This is a genomic window from Micromonospora echinospora, from assembly GCF_900091495.1.
GTDB classification, from domain to species: Bacteria; Actinomycetota; Actinomycetes; order Mycobacteriales; family Micromonosporaceae; genus Micromonospora; species Micromonospora echinospora.
The window spans coordinates 7,301,093-7,323,170 of record NZ_LT607413.1 but is presented as its reverse complement, the minus strand read 5'-3'; the positions used below and the strand labels follow the sequence as shown (position 1 = coordinate 7,323,170).

14 protein-coding genes are annotated in these 22,078 nt (G+C 72.1%); 12 read left to right on the top strand and 2 right to left on the bottom strand.

The window, feature by feature from the left end:
* Positions 1-76 precede the first annotated feature (76 nt).
* The 7 genes from GA0070618_RS31090 to GA0070618_RS31060 all read left to right on the top strand — a co-directional run bounded on the left by GA0070618_RS31090 (position 77) and on the right by GA0070618_RS31060 (position 13,017).
* Entirely contained in the window at positions 77-1,255 is a 1,179-nt protein-coding gene (locus tag GA0070618_RS31090; protein WP_088984823.1) for a glycosyltransferase, read from the top strand.
* Positions 1,252-2,307 carry an FAD-dependent monooxygenase gene (locus GA0070618_RS31085; protein ID WP_088984822.1) on the top strand — a complete coding sequence of 352 codons (1,056 nt, stop codon included), beginning with the start codon at positions 1,252-1,254 and terminating at the stop codon, positions 2,305-2,307. Before GA0070618_RS31090 ends, GA0070618_RS31085 begins: the two co-directional genes overlap by 4 nt.
* Positions 2,308-2,357: 50 nt before the next feature.
* Positions 2,358-4,670 (top strand): excinuclease ABC subunit UvrA, encoded by a 2,313-nt coding sequence (locus GA0070618_RS31080; RefSeq protein ID WP_088984821.1) that lies wholly within the window; start codon positions 2,358-2,360, stop codon positions 4,668-4,670.
* Positions 4,671-4,747: 77 nt separating this feature from the next.
* Positions 4,748-6,541: a non-ribosomal peptide synthetase gene (locus GA0070618_RS31075; RefSeq protein ID WP_211296289.1), complete on the top strand. Its 1,794-nt coding sequence runs from the start codon at positions 4,748-4,750 to the stop codon at positions 6,539-6,541.
* Positions 6,538-11,049 (top strand): non-ribosomal peptide synthetase, encoded by a 4,512-nt coding sequence (locus tag GA0070618_RS31070; RefSeq protein WP_088984819.1) that lies wholly within the window; start codon positions 6,538-6,540, stop codon positions 11,047-11,049. The genes GA0070618_RS31075 and GA0070618_RS31070 overlap by 4 nt, the downstream gene beginning before the upstream one ends.
* Positions 11,050-11,071: 22 nt before the next feature.
* Positions 11,072-12,505 carry an FAD-dependent oxidoreductase gene (locus GA0070618_RS31065; protein ID WP_088984818.1) on the top strand — a complete coding sequence of 478 codons (1,434 nt, stop codon included), beginning with the start codon at positions 11,072-11,074 and terminating at the stop codon, positions 12,503-12,505.
* Positions 12,505-13,017, top strand: coding sequence for a pyridoxamine 5'-phosphate oxidase family protein (locus tag GA0070618_RS31060; protein WP_088984817.1), 513 nt, complete (start codon positions 12,505-12,507; stop codon positions 13,015-13,017). Before GA0070618_RS31065 ends, GA0070618_RS31060 begins: the two co-directional genes overlap by 1 nt.
* On the opposite strand, the gene GA0070618_RS31055 is transcribed toward GA0070618_RS31060, so the two are convergent.
* Positions 12,986-13,954: a response regulator transcription factor gene (locus GA0070618_RS31055; protein ID WP_088984816.1), complete on the bottom strand. Its 969-nt coding sequence runs from the start codon at positions 13,952-13,954 to the stop codon at positions 12,986-12,988. The genes GA0070618_RS31060 and GA0070618_RS31055 overlap by 32 nt on opposite strands.
* A 161-nt stretch (positions 13,955-14,115) precedes the next feature.
* Here GA0070618_RS31055 and rfbB point away from each other — a divergent pair, with 161 nt between their 5' ends.
* The 5 genes from rfbB (at position 14,116) to rph (ending at position 20,689) form a co-directional block, all read left to right on the top strand.
* On the top strand, positions 14,116-15,072 hold the full coding sequence (rfbB, locus tag GA0070618_RS31050) for a dTDP-glucose 4,6-dehydratase (protein WP_088984815.1): 957 nt from the start codon (positions 14,116-14,118) through the stop codon (positions 15,070-15,072).
* A 30-nt stretch (positions 15,073-15,102) separates the two neighbouring features.
* A complete protein-coding gene (locus GA0070618_RS31045) occupies positions 15,103-16,665 on the top strand; it encodes an MFS transporter (protein WP_088984814.1) in 1,563 nt (520 codons plus the stop codon).
* 112 nt (positions 16,666-16,777) lie between these two features.
* Positions 16,778-17,107 (top strand): ArsR/SmtB family transcription factor, encoded by a 330-nt coding sequence (locus tag GA0070618_RS31040; protein ID WP_172900350.1) that lies wholly within the window; start codon positions 16,778-16,780, stop codon positions 17,105-17,107.
* Positions 17,107-17,829: a cation transporter gene (locus GA0070618_RS31035; protein WP_088984812.1), complete on the top strand. Its 723-nt coding sequence runs from the start codon at positions 17,107-17,109 to the stop codon at positions 17,827-17,829. The genes GA0070618_RS31040 and GA0070618_RS31035 overlap by 1 nt, the downstream gene beginning before the upstream one ends.
* A 232-nt stretch (positions 17,830-18,061) precedes the next feature.
* Positions 18,062-20,689: a rifamycin-inactivating phosphotransferase gene (gene rph / locus GA0070618_RS31030; protein WP_088984811.1), complete on the top strand. Its 2,628-nt coding sequence runs from the start codon at positions 18,062-18,064 to the stop codon at positions 20,687-20,689.
* Positions 20,690-20,752: 63 nt separating this feature from the next.
* Here the strand turns inward: rph and GA0070618_RS31025 are convergent, their stop codons facing one another.
* The gene (locus tag GA0070618_RS31025) at positions 20,753-21,727 is read right to left on the bottom strand and encodes an acetylxylan esterase (RefSeq protein WP_088984810.1); all 975 of its coding nucleotides are present in this window, start codon (positions 21,725-21,727) and stop codon (positions 20,753-20,755) included.
* Between the last annotated feature and the right edge of the window lie 351 nt (positions 21,728-22,078).

Here is a 22,078-nt window from a genome sequence, read left to right as displayed (position 1 = left end):
CCCAGCGGACTGCCGTCACCGGCCACCGAGTTCGGTCTGCTGATCCCCGCCCCCGCCGGCCGCTGAGGAGCTGATCATGCGTTACCTGTTCACCTCGATGCCCGTCGCGTCGCACGTCATGCCGCTGGTACCGCTCGCCCACGCCGCGCTGGCCGCCGGGCACGACGTGCTCGTGGCGACGTCCGGCCCGGCCGCGCGTACCGCGGTCGCCGCCGGCCTGGTCACCGCCGACGCCGGTGGGAGCCGGCAGGCCCGGCAGCCGTACGACGACCTGCTGGACATGCTCGCCCGCGGTGAGGCGGGCGAGGCCCCGGACGATCCGACGTCGCTGGCCGTGCACGGCCGGCAGTTCGGCGAGGTCGGCGCCCGGCAGCTCGACGACCTCGTCACGATCGCCCGGGACTGGCACGCCGACGCGGTGGTGTACCCGGGGATCCACGCCGCCGCGCTGGTGGCGGCCCGGGCGGTCGGTATCCCGGCCGTGCTGCACGGCTACGGCACACCGCTGCCCACGTTCGGACCGGCCCTGGAACATCTCGCCCCGCACGCCGCCCGGCTGGGCGTGGAGTCGGTCACCGAGGCCGCGTTCGAGATCGACGTCCTGCCCGCCTCGCTGGCCAACTTCACCGACGTGCCGACCGCCATCGGCAAGCCGCAGCACGTCCTCCCGATGCGCTACGGCTGCTTCAACAACGGTGGGACGCTGCCGCACTGGGCGCTGCGGCGCGGTGACGTACCCCGGGTGGTCGCCACCTGCGGGTCGGCGGCGGCGATGACCCTCGACGGACGCCTCTACCGTGACATCGTCATCGCGACCGGGCGCCTGGGCGCCGAGCTGATCCTGCTCACCGCCGACGCGGACCTGCCCGAGCTGCCCGCCGAGCTGCCGCCGCACGTGCGACCGGAGCGCTGGCTGCCGCTGCGGGCGCTGCTGGACACGGCCGACGCGGTCGTGCACCACGGCGGCTCCGGCACCGTGCTCAGCTCGTTCGCCGCCGGGGTTCCGCAGGTGTCGCTGCCGATGCCGGGCACCGTCAACGTGAGCAACGCCCGCTCGGTGACCGCCCGGGGCGCCGGTCCTACCCTCGACCTCGACTCGGTCGACCCGGACACCGTGACCGTCGCGCTGGAGGCCGTGCTGCGCGACCCCCGACCGCGTCGCGCGGCCCGGGACGTGGCCGCCGAGATGGCCGCCATGCCGCCGGCCGCGTCGGTGATCCACCGGATCGGCGAGCTGATCCGGGACGGCCGATGAGGATCCTGGTCAACGGCGGCGGGCCAGCCGGGTTGGCGTTCGCCGTGTTCGCGGCCCGGTCCGGTCGGGATGACGAGATCACCGTCCGGGACCGGGCCGGCGTCGAGGACACGTACGGCTTCGGCGTGGTGCTGCCGCCGGCGGCGGTGGAGGTGTTCCGGGACGTGGACCCCGGTCTCGCCGACGAACTGGCCACCCACGTGACGGGCTGGGACCGGCTGACCGTCCACCGGCACGGACGCTCGGCCTCCATCGGGGCGCCCCGCCTCGGCGCCATGGACCGGCGCACCCTGCTGCGGGTGCTGCGCCGGCGCTGTGCCGAGCTGGGGGTCCGGCTCGCGCAGGGCGCCGTGGATCCGGCCGCCGACGGGTACGACCTCGTCGTGGCGGCGGACGGGGCGCGGTCGGTCACCCGTGGGCAGCGGGCGCAGGCCTTCGGCACCACCACACGGCAGATCGGGGTGGACTACATCTGGCTCGGTGCCGGGCGGGCGTTCGACGACCTGACGTTCCTGGTCGTCGAGACGCCCGCCGGCCCGGCCGTGGCACACGCCTACCCGTACGGACCCGACCGCAGCACCTTCCTGGTCGAGGCGCCGGGCCACCCGACGCCCGCCGCGCTCACCGAGTGGTTCGCCGGCCCGCTGGGCGGGGCGCGTCTGCTGGAGAACCGTTCCCGGTGGAGCCGGTTCCACGAGGTGCGCAACCGCACCTGGTCCAGCGGCAACGTGGTCCTCGTCGGCGACGCCGCGCACACCGCGCACTACTCCGTCGGCTCCGGTACCCGGCTGGCCCTGGACGACGCGCGGGTGCTGGCGGCGGCGCTGTGCGCGGAGCCGCGGCTGGCGGACGCCCTGAGCGCGTACGAGGCCGAGCGCCGCCCCGTCGTGGAGCACACCCAGCGCATCGGCCGGCTCAGCGCCGAGTGGTTCGCCCAGCTACCGGACGCCCCGGTGGACCGGCTGCTGGGCGACCTGGCCACCCGTGGGGGCCGGATCTCGTGGCGCGACCTGGCCACGGAGGGTACTGGCGCGGTTCCCGTGGGCGGGTAAGAAAGGACATGTCGATGACGGACGAATACGTATGGAGGAACCAGGACACTATGTCCTCAGACAGGCAGCACATCGTGGTGACCGGAGCGCGTACCCACAACCTGAAGGGCGTCGACCTGCGGATACCGCTGGGCGCGCTCACCGTGGTCACCGGCGTGTCCGGCTCGGGCAAGTCCTCCCTGGTGTTCGGCACCATCGCCGTCGAGTCCCAGCGGCAGCTCAACGAGGTCTTTCCGGCCTTCATCCGCAACCGCCTGCCCCGCTACGAGCGGCCGGAGTTCGAGCTCATCGAGAACCTGAGCCCGGCCATCGTGGTCGACCAGAAGGCGGTGGGCGGCGGGAACCGGTCCACCGTCGGCACGATGACCGAGGTGAACCCGATCCTGCGGGTGATGTTCTCCCGCTACGGCGAGCCCAGCGCCGGACCGTCGAACTTCTACTCGTTCAACGACCCGCAGGGCATGTGCCCCGAGTGCGAGGGCCTGGGCACCACCCTGCAGCTCGACGTCGACAAGCTCCTCGACCGGAACCTGTCGCTCAACGAGGGCGCGATCCAGCACCCCAACTTCGCGGTCGGCACGAACTACTGGAAGCGCTACGCCCAGGTCAGCCGCTACCAGGAGGGCAAGGCCCGCGGCGCGGACCTCGAGCCGCTCTTCGACGCCAACAAGCCGCTGGCCCGGTACACCGAGCAGGAGATGGACCTCCTGCTGTACGGCGAGGGTTTCCAGACGACCCGGCCGGACGAGTTCAACAACGTGGCCGTGAACGACTACGAGGGCCTGGTGCTGCGGTTCACCCGGCGCTTCGTCAAGCCCGGCCTGGACTCGTTGAAGGACAAGGAACGCCGCGCCACCGAGAAGGTGGTCACCGAGCAGCTCTGCCCGGCGTGCCGGGGGGCGCGGCTCGCGCCGGCCGCCCTGGAGTCCCGGATCGACGGGCGCAACCTCGCCGACTACTGCGCCATGGAGATCGGCGACCTGGTGACCGAGCTGGAGCGGGTGGAGGACCGCTGGCCCGGCCCGGTCGTGCCGGCCGCGCTGGCGTCACTGCGCCGGATCGTCTCGGTCGGCCTGGGCTACCTCACCCTCGACCGGCCGACCCGTACGCTCTCCGGCGGTGAGGGGCAGCGCCTGAAGACGGTCCGGCACCTGGGTTCCTCGCTGACCGGGATGACGTACATCTTCGACGAGCCCAGCGTCGGCCTGCACGCCCACGACGTGAACCGGCTCACGGACCTGCTCACCGCGTTGCGCGACAAGGGCAACACCGTGCTGATCGTCGAGCACAACCGGGACGTCATCGAGATCGCCGACCACGTCATCGACGTGGGGCCGGGGCCCGGCGCGGCGGGCGGCGAGATCGTCTTCACCGGGAGCGTCAAGGAGCTGGCCGCCAGCGACACCGTCACCGGCCGGGCGTTCAAGGCCCTGCCGGGGCTGAAGCCGCGGACGCGCAAGCCCACCGGCACCCTGCCGATCCGCAACGCGAAGCTGCACAACCTGCGTGGCGTGGACGTGGACTTTCCCCTGGGCGTGCTGACCTCGGTCACCGGCGTGGCCGGCTCGGGCAAGTCGACGCTCGTCTCCAAGGTCTTCGCCGCCGAGTACCCGCAGGCCATCGTGCTGGACCAGTCCGCGGTCGGGATCAACCCGCGGTCCACGCCGGCCACCTACACCGGGGTGTGGGACCTCGTCCGCAAGCAGTTCGCCGCGGCGCACCGCCTGGACGCGAGCCTGTTCAGCTTCAACGCCAAGGGCGCCTGCCCGGAGTGCAAGGGCCGTGGCACGATCACCACGGACCTGGCCTTCATGGACCCGGTGACCGTCGTCTGCGAGGTCTGCGGCGGCACGCGCTACCGCCAGGACGTCCTGGCGCACCGCATCGACGGGCGCAACATCGCCGAGGTGCTGGACCTGACCGTGGAGGAGAGCCGCGACTGGTTCCGCGACCGGGCGATCGTGAAGCGGCTGGACCCGCTGCGCGACGTCGGGCTCGGCTACCTCACCCTCGGGCGTCCGCTGTCCATGCTGTCCGGCGGCGAACGTCAGCGGCTCAAGCTCGCCGACCGCCTGCACGAGAGCGGCAGCGTGTACGTCTTCGACGAGCCCACCACCGGGTTGCACATGGCGGACGTGCAGAACCTGCTCGCCCTGTTGGACCGCCTGGTCGACGCCGGCAACACGGTCGTCGCGATCGAGCACGACCTCGACGTCGTCAAGCACAGCGACTGGGTCATCGACATCGGTCCCGGCGCCGGCGAGCACGGCGGCCAGGTGGTCTTCACCGGCACCCCGGCCGAGATGGCCGCCGAGGGCCGTACGACCACGGCCGACTACCTGCGGGCCTCGCTGCCCGCCTGAGTGGGAAGCCTCTCCATCGATCCCCGGCCGCCGCGGCCCCCGCCGCGGCGGCCATCCGATGCTGCGCAGGAGGAAGCGTGCACACCATCCCGCATCTGCGAGACGTCCCCACCATCCCCGTGGCATTCGAGGCTGCCGCCCGCGCGGCCGGCGACCGGGTCGCGCTGCAGTACGGCTCGTCGTCGCTGACGTACCGCGAGCTCGACGCCGCCGCGAACCGCCTCGCGCGCCGGCTCCGGGACGAGGGCGTGGTCCCGGGCACCCGGGTCGGGCTCCACATGTCGCGGTGCCTGGAGCTCTACGTCGCCATCATCGGGCTGCTCAAGGCCGGCGCCGTCGTGGTCCCGTTGAATCCCGCGCACCCGGTCGCCGTGCGCCGCTCGGTCGCCCGTGAGGCGGACCTGCCGCTGACCCTGCGCGACGTGCCGGCGGGACTGGGCTCCGTGACCGTCGAGCGTGACGTCCACGAGCTGCTGGCCGCGAGCACCGGGCTGGACGACACCAGCCCGGGCCTGTGCACCGACCCGGAAAGCACCGCCTTCGTCCTGTTCACCTCCGGCTCGACCGGCCGTCCCCGCGGAGTGCGGATCGCCCACCGCGGCATCGCCCGGGTCGCGTCCTACAACGGGGAGGTGACGGTCCGTCCGGACGACTGCTTCCTGCAGCTCGCGCCGTACTCGTTCGCCGCGTCCACGACGGACATCTGGCTGAGCCTGCTGCACGGCGCCCGGGTCGTGATCCTGCCGTCGCAACTGCCGTCGCTGCCGAGGCTGGCGAGCACCATCACCGAGTGCGGCGTCACCTTCCTCAACCTGCCGGGCGGCCTGATGAACCTGCTGGTCGACGCTCACCCGGAGGCGTTCGCCGGGATCCGTACGCTGATCGTCAGCGGGGACTTCCCGTCGCTGGCCCACCTGGAGCGGGTCATGAAGGCGGTGCCGGGCACCGTCTACAACGCCTTCGGCTGCACCGAGAACTCGGCGCTGACCGCGGTGCACCCGATGACCGAGGAGGACCTGCGGCTCGGGGTGGTGCCGATCGGCCGGCCGCTGCCCGGTGTGGGACTGCACGTGCTCCGCGAGGACCTGACCCCGTGTGCGCCCGGCGAGGTGGGGGAGATGTGCATCAGCGGCGCCGGTATGGCCCAGGGGTACCTCGCGTCGTCGGACGAGACCGCGGCGAAGTTCCCCACCGTCGATGGCGTACGGCTGCTGCGCACCGGCGACTGGGCGCGGACCAATCCGGCCGGCGAGGTGGTCCTGGTGGGGCGGACCGACCAGATGGTCAAGATCAGGGGCTTCCGTGTCGAGCTGCGCGAGGTCGAACTCGCCGCCGAGCAGGGTGGCCTGGTGCAGCGGGCGGTGGTGCGGGCGGTGGACGGCACCGACGGCCAGAAGGAGCTGGTCCTGTTCTGTACCACCGCCACGGGTGAGCCGCCGAGCACCGAGGCGCTGCTGGCGGACCTGAAGGGCCGGGTGCCCGACTACATGCTGCCGGCCCGGGTCCACCACCTGGCCGAGCTGCCGGTCAACGTCAACGGCAAGCTGGACCGGATGGCCCTGCAGGAGCCGCGGGCTGTCCTGGTCGAGCCGGATGGGTCGGCGGGGCCGCGCCCCACCGCCGAGGACGTCCTCGCCGCCACGGTGACGAGCCTGCTGGCGGGCGTGACCGGACGGCAGCCGATCGGGGTGCGCGACTCGTTCCTGGCCTCTGGCGCGAACTCGCTGCAGATCATCCAGCTCGCGGCGAGCCTGCACGACGTCATGGGCGTCGACGTCCGGCCGGAGGACATCTTCCAGCACGACAACGCCGCGAGCCTGGCCGGACACATCCGTGCCCTGCGTCAGAGCCGCCCGGGGGTGCCGGCATGACCGGCGCCCTGCTCACCGTGGTGCGGGACCGCTGGCGCAGCGCCGCGGGGCGGCCGGACGTGCTCGCCGCCGAGCTGGCCGACATCCTCGGGCGTGATGTCGACCCCGGCGACGTCGCCGCGTCCGGCAGTCCCGAGGAACTGGTCGCACGGCTGTCCACCGGCCCGGCGACGCCGGCCGGCCCGCCGGCGGCCCCCGGCGACGCGTCGATGTGGCCGGCCACGGCGGGGCAGGCCGGGATCTGGTACCTCAGCGAGTTCGGGGACGCGCGGACCGCGTACAACTCGCCGGTCTCGCTGCACTTCCCCGGTCCGCTCGACCCCGGTCCGCTGCGGATGGCACTAAAGCACGTCGTGGGCCGCCACGAGAGCCTGCGCACCACGTTCGAGATGCGCGACGGCACGCTGATGCAGCGGGTGGCGGTCGAGCCACGGTTCAACTTCCGCACCGCCGCCGTCGCGTCCGCCGGCGAGGCCGGCAAGCTCGCGGCGGAACTCGCGGCCGAGCACCTCGACCTGGCCGACGGGCCGCTGCTGAGCGCGTTGTGCGTCGACGCCGGCCCGGACGGGACGGTGCTGCTGGTCAGCGTGCACCACGCGGTGTTCGACGGCTTCTCCTGGTCGGTGCTGCTCAGCGAGTGGCTCACCGCGTACGGGCGGCTGGTGGCCGGCGAGGAGCTGCCACGGGAGGCGGCGGCCCCCCAGTTCCGGGAGGCGGTCGCGGCTCTGCGCCCGGCCGGCGAGGCGGACCTGGCGTACTGGACCGAGCACCTGGCCGGGGCCCCGCCGCTGCTGGACCTGCCGCTGGACCGTCCCGCGGGGCGGCGCGGCTCGGCCGCCGCGGAGTCGGTGCGCACGGAACTCACCGCGCCCGAGACCGCCCGGCTGCGGGAGCGGGCAGCCGCGCACGGGGTGACCCCGGCTGTCGCGTTGCTGGCCGCGTACGCGCTGCTGATGCACCGGCACACCGGTCAGCAGGACCTCATGGTCGGCCTGCCGGTCTCGCTGCGGGACCGCTCGGCGGACCAGCACGTCATCGGCCACCTGGTCAACACGGTGGTCCTGCGGCACCGGGTGGCCCCGGGCCGTACGGGCACCGAGCTGCTGGTCGCGACCCGGGACGAGGTCCGGGCCGCGCTGCGGCACAAGAACGTGCCGTTCGAACGGGTCGTCGAGACGGTGGCGCCGAACCGCGCCGGCGGCCGGTCGCCCCTGTTCCAGACGATGGTGACGATCATGCCCGCGGAGCGGCGCGACCTGCGCCACCTGGGCCTGGGCTCGGACGGGTGGCGGCACGTCACCGGCGCACCGAAGTACGACCTCGCGCTGGTGGCCGAGGAGGGCGTGGACCACGTCGGGCTGACCTTCGAGTACGACCCGGCGGTGCTGGACCACGACACCGTGGCCCGGATGGCGGAGCGGTTCCGCACGGTGCTGACGGATCTGCTGGACGACCCCGGCCGCGACGTGCGCGAGGTGCGCTGGATTCCCGAGGCCGAGCTGCGTGAGCTGGCCGGGGCGTGGCCGGGGCCGGTGGACGAGCGCCCGGCGCGGCAGTCGGTCCCGGAGCTGTTCGAGGCCCGGGTACGCGACCACGCCGACCGGGTCGCGCTGGAGTCCCCGGCCGGGGAGCTGACGTACGGGCAGCTCAACGCCGCGGCGAACCGGCTGGCCCGGGTCCTGGGCCGGCACGGCGCGCGCCGGGGCACCCGGGTGGCCATCGGGCTGGAGCGCGGCCCGGACGCGGTCGTCGCGTTGCTGGCCGTGCTCAAGAGCGGGGCGTCGTTCGTGCCGCTGGATCCCGGGTACCCGCCGGAACGCCTCACGCTGATGCTGCGCGACGCGCGCCCGGGGATCCTGCTCGTGCGTGGCCGCCCGCCGGCCGAGGTGCCCGCGGGTACCACGGTCGTCGACCTGGCCGGTGTGGACCTGCCCGTCGACGACGGTGACCTGGCGGAGCGGCGTGAGCCCGGCGACGAGATGTACATCGTTTACACGTCCGGCTCGACCGGCCGGCCGAAGGGGGTGGTCATCAACGACGTCACCATCACCAATCTCGTCCACCGACAGGACGACCTGTCCGGGCTGGGCGGGGCCGCCCGCACCCTGCAGTACATGTCGATCTCCTTCGACGTGTCGTTCATGGAGATCTTCTGCACGCTCTGCGCGGGCGGCACGGTGGTCGTCCCGACCGAGGAGATGCGCACCGACCTGCGCCGGCTCGCGGACCATCTGCGGGAGCGGAAGGTGAACCGTGTCTTCCTGCCCTACGTGGCGCTACAGGAACTGGCCACCGTGGTCACCCGGGAGGACGTCGCGCTGCCGGACCTCGCCGAGGTCTGCACCACGGGGGAAGCGCTGGTCGTGACCGCCCAGATCCGCGAGATGTTCCGCCGGTGCACCCCGGCCGTGCTGATCAACGCGTACGGACCGTCGGAGGCGCACCTGGTCAGCGCGCTGCGGCTGCCCCGGGACCCGTCGTCGTGGCCCGAACGCCCCGCGATCGGCCAGGTCGCCGGCAACGTCCGTGCGTACGTGCTCGACGAGGAGCGGCGCCCGGTGCCGTTCGGCGTGCGCGGCGAGCTGTACGTCGGCGGCCCGGTGGTGGGCCGCGGCTACCTGAACCTGCCCGCGCAGACGCGCGAGCGGTTCCTGCCGGACCCGTACGTCGACGAGCCGGGGGCGAGGTGTTACCGCACCGGCGACCTGGTGACCCTCACCGTCTCGGACGGGCTGGTCCACCTGGGCCGCGTGGACGAGCAGATCAAGATCCGGGGCTACCGGATCGAGCCGGGCGAGGTGGAGGCCGCCCTGAACGAACTGCCGGGCATCACGGCGTCCGCGGTGGTGGCCGCCGAGTACGGCCCCGGTCACCGGCACCTGGTCGCCTTCGTGTGCACCGGCGGGGGGACGCCGGTGGTCCCCGACGACCTGCGAGCACGGCTGGGACGTGCGCTGCCGGCGTACATGGTGCCGTCGCGGTTCGTGACCCTGGACCGTCTGCCGGTCGCCCCGAGCGGCAAGACCGACCGCAAGGCCCTCGCCGCGCGAGCGGCCGACCTGCCCGCGCAGCGCGAGGACGTCGACGGTCGCCCGCTCTCCGAGACCGAGCAGCGGGTCGCCGCAGTGTGGGCCGGGCTGCTGCCCGGCGCCGGATTCGGGCCGGACACCGACTTCTTCTCGGCCGGCGGCCACTCCCTGCTGGCGGTGCGGCTGCGACAGGCGCTGGAGGAGGAGTTCGAGGTGGGCCTGGCCCTCAGCGCCCTGCTCGCGACGCCGAGCCTGGCCGGCATGGCGGCCCGGATCGACGACATCCGGGCCGGACACGACGGGGCCGCCGGTCCGGACCTCTGGGCGGACACCCGACTGCTGGACGGACTGGAGCTCCGGGTCGTGCGCCGCGCCGATCCGCGTACGGCCCGGACGGTGCTGCTCACCGGTGTCACCGGGTTCCTCGGCGGCTTCCTGCTCAGGGCGTTGCAGGCGGCGGGGTACGAGGTGTACTGCCTGGTCCGCGCCGACGACGAGGAACAGGGCCGTGCCCGGGTGGAGGAGACCTGTCGGCGGTACCGGGTGGGCGTGGACCTCTCCCGGGTCCGGGTGGTCGCCGGTGACCTCGCCCGGGAGCGCTTCGGGCTGTCCGAGGCGGACTACCGGGATCTCGCCGGCCGGATCGAGGCGGTGTACCACGCCGCGGCGCACATCAACTTCTCCGCGCCGTACGTCTCGGTCCGGCCGTCCAACGTCGACGGCTTCGTGCGCGTGGCGGAGTTCTGCGCCGACACCGTGCTCAAGCCACTGCACCACATGTCGACGCTGGCGGTCTTCTCGCCGGCCGAGCCGGCCCGGGTGATCGACGAGGAGAGCGTTCCCGCCACGGCCGAGGGCCTGGGCATCAGCTACGCACAGAGCAAGTGGGTCGCCGAACGGCTGGCCCTGGTGGCGCGGGCGCGCGGCGTGCCGGTCACCGTGCACCGCATCGGCCGGATCGGCCCCGACTCGACCACCGGCGCGTGCCGCACGGACGACTTCTTCTGGCTGCAGATCAAGAGCTTCCTGCAGTTGGGGGTGGTGCCGGACGACCTGGGCCGGCCGGTCGACCTGCTGCCGGTGGACCTGGTGGCCGACGCGGTGGTCCGGCTCTCCCGCTCGGAACAGGTCCAGAACCGTACGGTGCACATCTTCCACCCCACCGGCATGGACTGGGAGACCGTCCTCACCGCCCTGGCCTCGGTCGGGCGCCGTCCCCGGACGGTGTCCGCGCAGGAGTGGCTGGCGGCCCTGGAAGCCGCGCCGGCCGACCCGGACGGCAGCTCGCTGGCGAGCCTGGTCCCACTGTTCCGCGAGGGCGCCATGAAGCTGGGCGAGCACCGGTACGTCAACGACCGCACCATCGGTGACCTGGCCAGGCTCGGCCTGGAGATGCCCACGGTCGACCCGGGGTGGATCACCTCGATGCTCGCGTACTTCACCGAGACCGGCCAGCTCGCCCCCACACCGGCGCCGTGACCTCAGGGAAGGACTCCTCCACATGTCAGCAACCAGACCCAAGGCGGTCATCGTCGGTGCCGGCCCGGTGGGCTGCCTCCTGGCCGTGGAACTGCGGCGCCGTGACTTCGAGGTCGAGCTGTACGAGAAGTGCACCGCGGACACCGCGCTCCAGCAGGGCACCGGCCGCTCGTTCAACCTGACCCTCACACACCGTGGGCTCAGCGTGCTGCACCGGCGGCTGCGCGAGCGCATCTACGAGACGGGCACGATCCTGCGGCAGCGGATCGTGCACCACCGCGACGGCACGCTGACCCACCAGCCGTACGGGGTCAGCGACGCCCACCATCTGCTGTCGGTGCCCCGGCGTGAGCTGCAGCGCAACCTGCTGGCCGAGGCGCGGGCCGCGGGGGCCGAGATCTTCTTCGGTCACGCCTGCGTGGGGGCCGACGCGCACCGCAGTGAGGCGATGTTCGTCGACTCGAACCGCACCGTGCGCCGGGCCGCCGGCGACATCCTGATCGGCTGCGACGGCGCGAACAGCGCCCTGCGCTACGAGTTGTCGAAGACCGGCGCCCGGATGCAGGTCCACCAGCGCTACATCTCGCACGGCCATGTCGAGGTGACCCTCACCGCCGAGGGATCCGCCGGACTGGAACCGGACGGGATGCACCTGTGGCCGCGAACCGACCACTTCCTTCAGGCGCAGCCCAACCGGGACGGTAGCGCGACCACCACGCTGTTCATGCCGGTGGAGAACGACCGGGGCGAGTTGCGCTTCCGTTCCCTGACCGACGGGCGGGCGGTACGCGCGCACTTCGAGCGGGAGTACCCGGACATCGTCGCGTCGCTGCCGTACGTGGCGGAGGAGGTGGTCCGGATCCGCCCGGCGTTGCTCAAGGTGGTCGACTGCGCGCCGTACAACTACGGCCGGGCCGTGCTGGTGGGGGACTCCGCGCACACCATCGTCCCGTTCTTCGGGCAGGGCATCAACTGCAGCTTCGAGGACGCCGCCGTCCTGTGTGAACTTCTCGACAAGTACCTGACCTCGGGTGTCGACCGGCACGAGGCGGTCCGGGCGGCGTGCGCCGAGTTCAGCGAGCGCCGGGTGGCCGCAGGGCAGGCGATCTCGCAGCTGTCGATGGAGAACCTGCACGAGCTGAGCGAGCACATCGCCGACGAGGAGTTCCACCGCCGCAAGCGCCTGGAACGCCGCCTGCACGAGCGGCACCCCGCCGAGTTCACCCAGCTGTACCAGATGGTGGCCTTCACGCGGATGCCGTACGACGAGATCGTGCGCCGCAACCGGATCGACAAGCTGGTCCTCGACACGCTCTGCGGCGTGTACGACCCCGACACCCAGGCAGACAAGATCATCGGCTCGTACCCCGAGGTCCGGCGGGGACTGAGCGAACAGGCCGGACGCGAGCTGGAGCTGGCCCTGGCCGCCACTACGCTAGTGAAGGGAGATCGCTGATGTCCGGCACGCCCTACGAGGTGACCGTCGACCCCCGCTACAGCTACCCGGGCGCGGACCCGGAGGACTGGACCGCCACCCTGGACCTGCTCGCCGGGGCGCAGCTCTACTGGCTCTCGACCGTGCGGCCGTCCGGGACGCCGCACGTGACCCCGGTCGCCGGCGCGTGGCACGACGGCGCGCTGTGGTTCTGCGCGCTGCCGACCGAGCAGAAGATGCGCAACCTGCGGGCCAACCCGCGCTGCACCATGCTGACCGGCATGAACGTCCTGGGTGCGGGGGTGGACGTCACCGTGACCGGCGAGGCGGCCCGGGTCACCGACAGCGCCGTGCTGGAGGCGGCCGCGGAGACCTTCCGCGCGAAGTACGGCCCCGCGTGGGACTACAAGGTCGACGGCGACCTGTACGAGGGCGCCGTCGGCCGGGCGTGGGGCATGCGCATCGCGCCGCACACCGTCTTCGCCTTCCGTAAGGACAAGGTCAAGCAGACTCGGTGGCGTCTAGCAGCCTGAGTACGCCCTGCCCTGGGCGCTCGCCCGGGGCCACCGGCATGAGCCGGGGGTGCGCGCCCCGGTCCGTGCGCCGCCGGCCCGGGACGTCCAACCGGAAGCCCACGCCACGCACGTTGGCGATCCAGTCGCGGTGGCCGAGCTTCCTGCGCAGGCTGCTGACGTGTGTGTCGATCGTGCGGCTGGTCTGGGCGTTGATCGGCATACCGGCCGGGTAATCCCAGATCTTCGTCATCAGCTCCGCCCGGTCGAAGATGCGGCCGGGCGCCGACGCGAGCAGCTCCAGCAGGTCGTACTCCTTGCGGGTCAGCGGCAGCAGCCGCCCGTCCAGCCGGGACTCGCGCAACGCCGGGTTGATGACCAGCCGGTCGGCCACGCTGACGATGCGGCCGTGGTCCTCGTGCGGCACCATGTCGTGCCCTGCCCCGGGGGGCGGTGGCACGACACGGTGCCGTGCCGGCGCGGGCGGGACCGCCGCAGGGTACTGCGCCGTGTGGAACTGGGCCAGCGCGGCGCGGCGCAGCACGGCCTTGATCCGGGCGATCAGGTCCCGGGTCCGGTACGGCCGTTCGATGCAGTCGTCGCAGCCGGTCTCCAGCAGCAGGACCTTCTCGATCTCGTCGGCCGAGGCGAAGGCGATGATCGGGATCGTGCTGATCTGGCGGATCGCGCGCGAGACCGAGACGCCGTCGAGGTCGGGCAGGTCGGTGTCGAGCAGGATGAGGTCGTAGGAGGCGAAGGTCTCCAGGACGGCGCGACCGGTCGTCGCGATGGTGGCGGAGTAGTTCTGGCGTACCACGTCCTGCCGGAGGATCTCCACGGCCGGGCAGTCCGACGCGATCAGGACGCGCGCCCCCGGTACGGCCGGGCCCGGCGAAGTGAGGTGTTCCGCGTTGCCGAGGGGCAACGATTGGTGCGGGTGCCTCACATCGAAGGACATCTATGACCTCCCGTGTCGATGGGAACCAGCCTGATCGTGCCGAGATCGAACGCGTCCAGCGGCTCACATTATGCCGATGGCGACGCGGTGTAACACGTTGAGTAGTCGGTTGTCGCAGCGTCCCTGGTCGTAGCCGAACCGCCGATTTTTGAGGAGCAATCGTGTCGAGGAACATTTTGATCACCGGTGGCGCCGGGTTCATCGGCTCCCACTATGCCCGGGTGCTGTTGGAAGGGCATCACGACAGGCTGTCAGTCACCGTACTTGACAAACTCACTTATGCCGGCAACGCGGCGAACCTGGATGAAATCCGCGACTGCCCGGGATTCCGGTTCGTCCGGGGCGACATCTGTGACGCCTCGCTGGTGGACGATCTGGTGGCGGCGGCCGACGAGATCGTCCACTTCGCCGCGGAGACTCATGTGGACCGGTCCATCGCCAGCGGCGCGGAGTTCGTGCGCACCAACGTGCTGGGCACTGGCACCCTCCTCGAGGCGGCACGCCGCCACGGTGGACGTCGGTTCGTGCACGTCTCGACCGACGAGGTGTATGGCTCGATCGCCAGCGGCTCCTGGCCCGAGAGCCACCCGTTGCGACCGAGCTCGCCGTATTCGGCGTCGAAGGCGGCCAGCGACCTGCTCGCCCTGAGCTACCACACCACCTACGGCCTGGACGTCGTGGTCACCCGCTGCTGCAACAACTTCGGGCCGCGGCAGTACCCGGAAAAGATCATTCCGCTGTTCGTCACCCGGTTGCTCGCCGGACGCACCGTGCCGCTCTACGGCACCGGCGAGAACACACGCGAGTGGCTGCACGTCGAGGACCACGTGGACGCGCTGGAACGGGTGCGCACGAGGGGCCGGCCGGGGGAGATCTACAACATCGGCAGCGGCGCCGAGCTCACCAACCGCGCACTCGTGGCGGTGCTGCTCGAACTCTGTGACGCGGACTGGGACCGGGTGGAGTTCGTCGCCGACCGTCCCGGCCACGACCGCCGCTACTCGGTGGACAGCACGAAGATCCGGACCGAGCTGGGCTGGACCCCACGCCACGACCTCCGCGCCGCGCTGGCCGACACGGTCGACTGGTACCGCAAGAACGACGAGTGGGCCGCCTGACGAGGACGGCCTCCTGGAAAGGACGACACGATGAGCCAAGCGCAGGCCCCCCGGGCCGGCCTGAGGGAGTGGACGGGCCTCGCCGTCCTGGCCCTACCGGCAATGCTGATCGTGATGGACATGACGGTGCTGCACCTCGCCGTGCCGAGGCTTAGCGTCGACCTGAACCCGACGAGCTCGCAGCTACTGTGGATCACCGACATCTACGGCTTCTTCGTCGCGGGCTTCCTCATCACCATGGGGACGCTCGGGGATCGTACGGGCCGCCGGCGCCTGCTACTGGCCGGCGCCGTGGCCTTCGCGGCGGCGTCGGTGCTCGCGGCGTACGCCGACAGCGCCGAGATGCTGATCGCCGCCCGTGCGCTGCTGGGCCTCGCCGGCGCCACCCTGATGCCGTCGACGCTCTCGCTGCTGCGCGTGATGTTCCTCGACGAACGCCAACGCACCATCGCCATCTCGGTCTGGGTGTTGAGCTTCACCATCGGCGCCTCCTGTGGTCCGCTCGTCGGGGGCCTGGTGCTGGAGCACTTCTGGTGGGGGTCGGTCTTCCTGATGGCGGTGCCGGTGATGGCGCTGCTGCTCGTCGCCGGCCCAGTTCTGCTGCCCGAGTACCGCGCGGAGCACGCCGGACGCCTGGACCTGCCCAGTTCCGCGCTGTCGCTGGCCGCCGTCCTGCCCGCGGTGTACGGCATCAAGGAGATCGCCCGGGCGGGCGTGGGCCCCGTCGCGCTGCTGGCCATCGCCGCCGGGCTGCTCGCCGGCGGGTTCTTCCTGCGCCGCCAGCGCCGTCTGACGGACCCGCTCATCGATCTGGACCTGTTCCGCGAGGCGCGTTTCTCGGTCTCGCTCGGGACGCTCGCCGCCCTCTCCTTCATGATGTTCGGCATCAACCTGTTCATCGTGCAGGCCCTGCAACTGGTCCACGACCTGTCACCGCTGGAGGCGGGGCTGTGGACGCTGCCGGGCAGTGTGGGCGGCCTGGTCGGGACGGTGGTCGCCACCAGCCTGCTGCGCGTGGCGCGCAGGGCGTACGTGATGGCCGCGGCCCTGGGCCTGGCCGCCGTCGGTCTGGCGCTGGTGACCCAGGTCGGCCCTACGGACTTCGCGCTGCTGGTCACCGGCCTCGCCATCATGTCGAGCGGCATCGCGCCCGCCCTGAACCTCGGTACCGACCTGGTCGTCAGCTCGGCTCCGCCGGAACGGGCCAGCGCGGCCTCCGCCGTGTCGGAGACCGGCAACGAGTTCGGCGGTGCCCTGGGCCTCGCCGTGCTGGGCAGCGTCGGCACCGCCGTCTACAGCGGCCAGGTCCGTGACCAGATGCCGGCCGGCGTCTCCGCCGGGTGGTCCGATCGTGCCGCCGAGACGCTGGCCGAGGCCCTGACGGTGGCCCAGCGGCTCCCGGCCTCGGAAGGCGCCCGGCTCGCGGAGGTGGCCCGCGACGCCTTCACCAACGGGCTGGCGGTGATCTCCGGTATCGGCGCGGTGCTGATCGCGGCCTCCGCCGCCGTGGTGGCGGTCAAACTGCGGGACCTCGGCGAGCCTGAGCCCGAGCCCGCTGTCGCGCCGGAGGAGCAGTACTCCTCGCGGAGCTGATCCCCGATACAGCGTCCGCTCTACTCCCAGGCGGGGTGAAGACCGAGGGTCACCTGGGAGTCACCGGCCATGCTCGGCCGTTCAGTTCAGCATCCGATGTACTATCCATGGCGTGGAGGCGTTGACGTACGGGCAGGTGTTGGCCCGCTTCGGCCATGCCCTGTCGGATCCGACCCGGGCGCGGCTGCTGCTGGCCCTGCGCGACGGGCCGGGCTATCCGGCGGAACTGGCCGAGCTGCTGGGGACGACCCGGCAGAACCTGTCGAACCATCTGGCGTGTCTGCGCGGCTGCGGCCTGGTCGTCGCCGTGCCGCAGGGGCGGCGGACCCGGTACGAGTTGGCCGACCCGCAGCTGGCGCACGCCCTCGGGGACCTGCTGGGGCTGGTGCTGACGGTCGACCCGGCCGCCTGCCCGACCTCCGACGAGAAGGGCTGTTGCTGATGAGCCTGCCCCTGATCGACCTGACCCCGGCGGGGCCGTCGCCGCAGCGCCGGGCGGTGCTCGCCCGCCGGGTGCGGTTGCTGGTCGCCGCGACGATCACCTACAACGTCGTCGAGGCGGTCGTGGCGATCACCGCCGGCACGATCGCGTCGTCGACCGCGCTGATCGGCTTCGGGCTGGACTCGGTGATCGAGGTGTCGTCGGCGGCGGCGGTGGCGTGGCAGTTCGCCGGCCGCGACCCGGAGTCCCGGGAGAAGGCGGCGCTGCGGGTCATCGCGGTCTCGTTCTTCGCCCTCGCCGCGTACGTGACGGTGGAGTCGGTGCGAGCCCTGGTCGGTGGCGCCGAGGCCGCGCACTCCAGCGTCGGCATGGTCCTGGCCGCGCTGTCACTGGCGGTCATGCCGGGGCTGTCGTACGCGCAGCGCCGCGCCGGCCGGGAACTCGGCTCGCGCTCGGCGGTCGCCGACTCCAAGCAGACCCTGCTGTGCACCTACCTGTCCGCCGTGCTCCTGGTGGGTTTGGGGCTGAACAGCCTGTTCGGCTGGTCCTGGGCCGACCCGGTCGCCGCGCTGGTCATCGCCGCCGTCGCGGTCAAGGAGGGCCGTGAAGCCTGGCGCGGCGACACCTGCTGCGCGCCCACCACCCGGCTCGTCGCGCCGCCGGGCGGACCGACGGACGAGGACTGCGCCGACGGCTGCTGCACCCCCGGGAACGCCCGGTGACGGCCGCTCCGGCACCCGGCCCGTAGTCGCGGCCGACCGCCCCGGGGACGACACCGGGGATCCATTTCCGCGCGGCAGGCAAAAAGAAAGGCAGGGAGACCTCTCCCTGCCACTCTTAACGTATAGCGCACCGGGGGGCTTGCGGCAAGACCCGGGTAGGGGCGCAGAATCGTCGGCCGAAGCCACAACCTGCGGAAATGGGGCACGTCCCGCGTGCCTCGGAGGTAGCGCGATGATCGAGCAGTACGTGTTGGACCTGCACAGTCTCGACGAGAGGCAGATCGCGGTCGTCGGCGGCAAAGGCGCGCACCTGGGCGGTCTGTCGCGGATCGAGGGCGTCCGTGTGCCGGCGGGCTTCTGCGTGACGACGGACGCCTTCCGGCGGATCATGGCGGAAGCGCCGTCGCTCGGCGATCGGCTCGACCAGCTGTCGCGCCTGAACGCGGACGACCGGCAGGCGATCCGCGCGCTCAGCGCGACGATCCGCCAGACCATCGAAGGGATCACCATCCCGGGCGATCTCGCGGCGGCGATCCGCCGCGCGCTCGCCGGGCTCGGCGAGCAGGCCGCCTACGCCGTCCGGTCCAGCGCGACGGCGGAGGACCTGCCGACGGCCTCGTTCGCCGGTCAGCAGGACACGTACCTGAACGTGGTCGGTTCGGCGTCGATCCTCCAGCACGTCAGCCGGTGCTGGGCGTCGCTGTTCACCGAGCGGGCGGTGACCTACCGCCAGCGCAACGGCATCGACCACCGCGCGGTCCACATGGCCGTGGTCGTGCAGCGGATGGTCTTCCCGCACGCGGCCGGCGTCCTGTTCACGGCCGATCCCGTCACGGGCAACCGGAAGGTCGCCACCGTGGACGCCAGCTTCGGCCTCGGCGAGGCCCTGGTCTCCGGACTGGTGAACCCGGACGTCTTCCGGGTGCGCGACGACGGGATCGTCGCCAGGACGGTGGCCGCCAAGCAGCGTGCCGTCCACGCCCTGCCTGACGGCGGTACGCGGGAAGTGACGATCGACCCGCAGCGGCAGGAGCAGCCGGCGCTGACCGACGCGCAGGTCGTGCGACTCGTGCGGCTCGGCCGGCGGATCGAGGCGCACTTCGGCTGCCCGCAGGACATCGAGTGGTGCCTGGTCGACGAGGACTTCCAGATCGTCCAGAGCCGGCCGATCACCACGCTATTCCCCGTCCCCGCCGCCGGGGACGGGGAGAACCACGTCTACCTCTCGGTCGGTCACCAACAGATGATGACCGACCCCATGAGGCCCCTGGGGATCTCCGTGTGGCAGCTGACGGCCATGGCGCCGATGCACGAGGCCGGCGGGAGGCTGTTCGTCGACGCCACCCGGAATCTGGCCTCGCCCGCGAGCCGCGCCGGCTTCCTCGAGATGGTGGGGAGGTCCGACCCACTGACCAGGGACGCCCTGGAGACCGTCCTCGACCGCGACGACTTCGTCCTGTCGTCCCCCGACCGCGGCGACCTCGTCCGGTCGCTTGCGGACGCCGGTCCCGGCAGGCCGCCGGCCGGCGGCCCGCCCGCCCCGATCGAGACCGATCCGGCCATCGTCACCGAGCTGATCGCGCGCAGCCAGGCGTCCGTCGCCGCCCTGCGGCGCGACATCCGGACGAAGACCGGACCGGAGCTGTTCGACTTCCTGCTGGAGGCGTTCCAGGAGCACAAACGAGTCCTCGGCGATCCGCTGAGCATGCAGGCGATCATGGCGGTCATGCAGGCCACCTGGTGGCTCAACGACCAGCTACAGGAGTGGCTGGGCGAGAAGAACGCGGCCGACACGCTCACCCTGTCCGCCCCCGACAACGTCACCTCGGAGATGGGCCTGGCGCTGCTCGACGTGGCCGACGTGATCCGGCCGCATCCGGAGGTGGTGGCGTTCCTGCACGGTGTCGAGGACGAGGACTTCCTGGACGAGTTGCCGAAGCTCCCGGGCGGAACCGAGGCGCGGGACGCCATCGGGGCCTACCTCGACCGGTACGGCATGCGCTGCGTCGGCGAGATCGACATCACGAGGCCGCGTTGGAGCGAACGGCCCCTCACGCTCGTGCCCCTGATTTTGGACAACGTCAGGAACTTCGCGCCGGGAGCCGCCGCGCAGCGCTTCGAGCAGGGGCGGCAGAAGGCACAGCAGAAGGAACAGGACGTGCTCTCGCGCCTGCGGGCCCTGCCCGACGGGGAACAGAAGGCCGCCGAGACCAAGCGGATGATCGACCGGGTACGCACCTTCATCGGGTACCGCGAGTACCCGAAGTACGGCATCGTCAGCCGCTACTTCGTCTACAAGCAGGCCCTGCTCCACGAGGCCGAGCTCCTCGTGCGGGCCGGCGTGCTCGCCGACCGGGAGGACATCTTCTACCTCACGTTCCAGGAGCTCCATGACGTCGTGCGGGCGAACAGCGTGGACGCCCGGCTCATCCGGCAGCGCAAGGATGCGTTCCGGTCGTACCACGCGCTCACGCCACCCCGGGTGCTCACGTCCGACGGCGAGGCCGTCGTCGGGGCGTACCGGCGCGACGACGTGCCGGCCGGCGCCCTGGTCGGCCTGCCGGTCTCCGTCGGGACCGTCGAGGGGAGGGCGCGCGTCATCCTCGACCTGACGGAGGCCGAGATCGAGGCCGGCGACATCCTGGTCACGGCCTACACCGATCCCAGCTGGTCGCCCCTGTTCGTCGCGGTCGCGGGCCTGGTGACGGAGGTAGGTGGCCTGATGACCCACGGCGCGGTGATCGCCCGGGAGTACGGCCTGCCGGCCGTCGTCGGTGTGCCGGACGCCACCCGGCTCATCCGGGACGGGCAGCGGATCCGCGTGCACGGCACCGACGGGTACGTCGAGATCCTGTCCTGACCGACCCACACCGTCTCCTGTCCCGCTTGCGGCTCGACGCCCGGGGAGGTCCGTCCGGTTTCCTCAGGCGGCCAGCACCTCGGCGAAGAACCGCAACCGGATCTCGTCCTGTACCGACTCGCCGCCTTCGTGCCCGTTGAACGGATACACCTCCATCCGGCGCGGGCCGGCGTAGTGGTGGTAGGCGCCGAACACCGTCGACGGCGGGCAACTGGCGTCCATCAGCGCCACGCTGAACAGCGCCGGGCAGCGCCCCCGGGTCGCGAAGTTGACCCCGTCGACGTAGCTCAGCGTGTCGAAGACCCGCTCCACGTTGCCCCGGTGGACCTTCAGGTAGTTGACGATCTCCTGGTAGGGGCCGGTGGTGGCCAGCTCGGCACCGCGCCGGAAGTCACAGAGGAACGGCACGTCGGGCGCGACCGCGCGCAGCCGGGGGTCGAGGGCGGCGACCGCCAGCGACAGTCCGCCACCCTGGCTGATCCCGGTGGCCACCACCTGGTCGGGGTCCACCAGCGGATGCGCCCGGGCGGCCTGCACGGCGCGCACCGCGTCGGTGACCACCCGTCGGTAGTAGAGGGTCCGGGGGTCGAGCACGCCCCGGGTGACGAAGCCTGGATGCTGGGGGTTGCCGCCGGCCGGCTCGTGGTCGGGGGTCGCGCCGGCGCTCCACCCGCTGCCCTGGCCGCGTACGTCCATGAACAGGTGGGCATAGCCCGAGGCGGCGTAGAGCAGGTTCTCGTGCGGCAGCCCCCGGCCGCCGCCGTAACCGGGGAACTCCACCACGCACGGAAGGGGCTCCTCGGCGCCGGCCGGGACGGCGAGCCACGCCCTGACCCGGTCGCCGCCGAAGCCGCTGAACGTCACGTCGTGGACGGTGATCACCCGCAGCGGCGAGTCGACCGGCGCGAAGGTGACGTCCAGGTCGTACCGCGCCGCCTCCGCCAGGGTGTCGGCCCAGAACGCGTCGAAGTCGGCGGGCTCGCGGCGCACCGGCCGGTATCCGGCGAGTTCGGCCAACGGCAGGTCGGTCAGCGGCATGGGTACCTCGTTCCGTCTGGTCGCGTCGGCCGACCCGGACCAGCCGCAGTCACGCTGCGTGTCGGCTGGTGTCCCGCGGAGGACGGACGTGGGTCGGCCGGGTGTCATCCTTGGCTGCGCCGAGCGGTCGGGTCAAGGGCCCCGGCGTCTGTCCCGGCGACCGAGAAGTGCGCTGATAATCCGTATTAGCTTCTTGACTCGGCCGATCGCCCGGGACCAGACTCAGCACTCGGACCAGCCGGACACCCGCCACACCCTCCGTCACTGATGATCTCGGGTGACCATGCCCCGACGTCGCCTCGCCGCGCCCGCCGGCTCTCCGTGCCTCGTCCGAGTCGCCGCCCCCGCCCC

Coding starts and splice junctions, on each gene's coding strand:
- GA0070618_RS31055 (WP_088984816.1), bottom strand. CDS start 13,954: ATGTCCTTCGATGTGAGGCACCCGCACCAATCGTTGCCCCTCGGCAAC.
- GA0070618_RS31065 (WP_088984818.1), top strand. CDS start 11,072: ATGTCAGCAACCAGACCCAAGGCGGTCATCGTCGGTGCCGGCCCGGTG.
- GA0070618_RS31090 (WP_088984823.1), top strand. CDS start 77: ATGCGTTACCTGTTCACCTCGATGCCCGTCGCGTCGCACGTCATGCCG.
- GA0070618_RS31080 (WP_088984821.1), top strand. CDS start 2,358: ATGTCCTCAGACAGGCAGCACATCGTGGTGACCGGAGCGCGTACCCAC.
- rph (WP_088984811.1), top strand. CDS start 18,062: ATGATCGAGCAGTACGTGTTGGACCTGCACAGTCTCGACGAGAGGCAG.
- GA0070618_RS31025 (WP_088984810.1), bottom strand. CDS start 21,727: ATGCCGCTGACCGACCTGCCGTTGGCCGAACTCGCCGGATACCGGCCG.
- GA0070618_RS31070 (WP_088984819.1), top strand. CDS start 6,538: ATGACCGGCGCCCTGCTCACCGTGGTGCGGGACCGCTGGCGCAGCGCC.
- GA0070618_RS31035 (WP_088984812.1), top strand. CDS start 17,107: ATGAGCCTGCCCCTGATCGACCTGACCCCGGCGGGGCCGTCGCCGCAG.
- GA0070618_RS31085 (WP_088984822.1), top strand. CDS start 1,252: ATGAGGATCCTGGTCAACGGCGGCGGGCCAGCCGGGTTGGCGTTCGCC.
- GA0070618_RS31060 (WP_088984817.1), top strand. CDS start 12,505: ATGTCCGGCACGCCCTACGAGGTGACCGTCGACCCCCGCTACAGCTAC.
- GA0070618_RS31045 (WP_088984814.1), top strand. CDS start 15,103: ATGAGCCAAGCGCAGGCCCCCCGGGCCGGCCTGAGGGAGTGGACGGGC.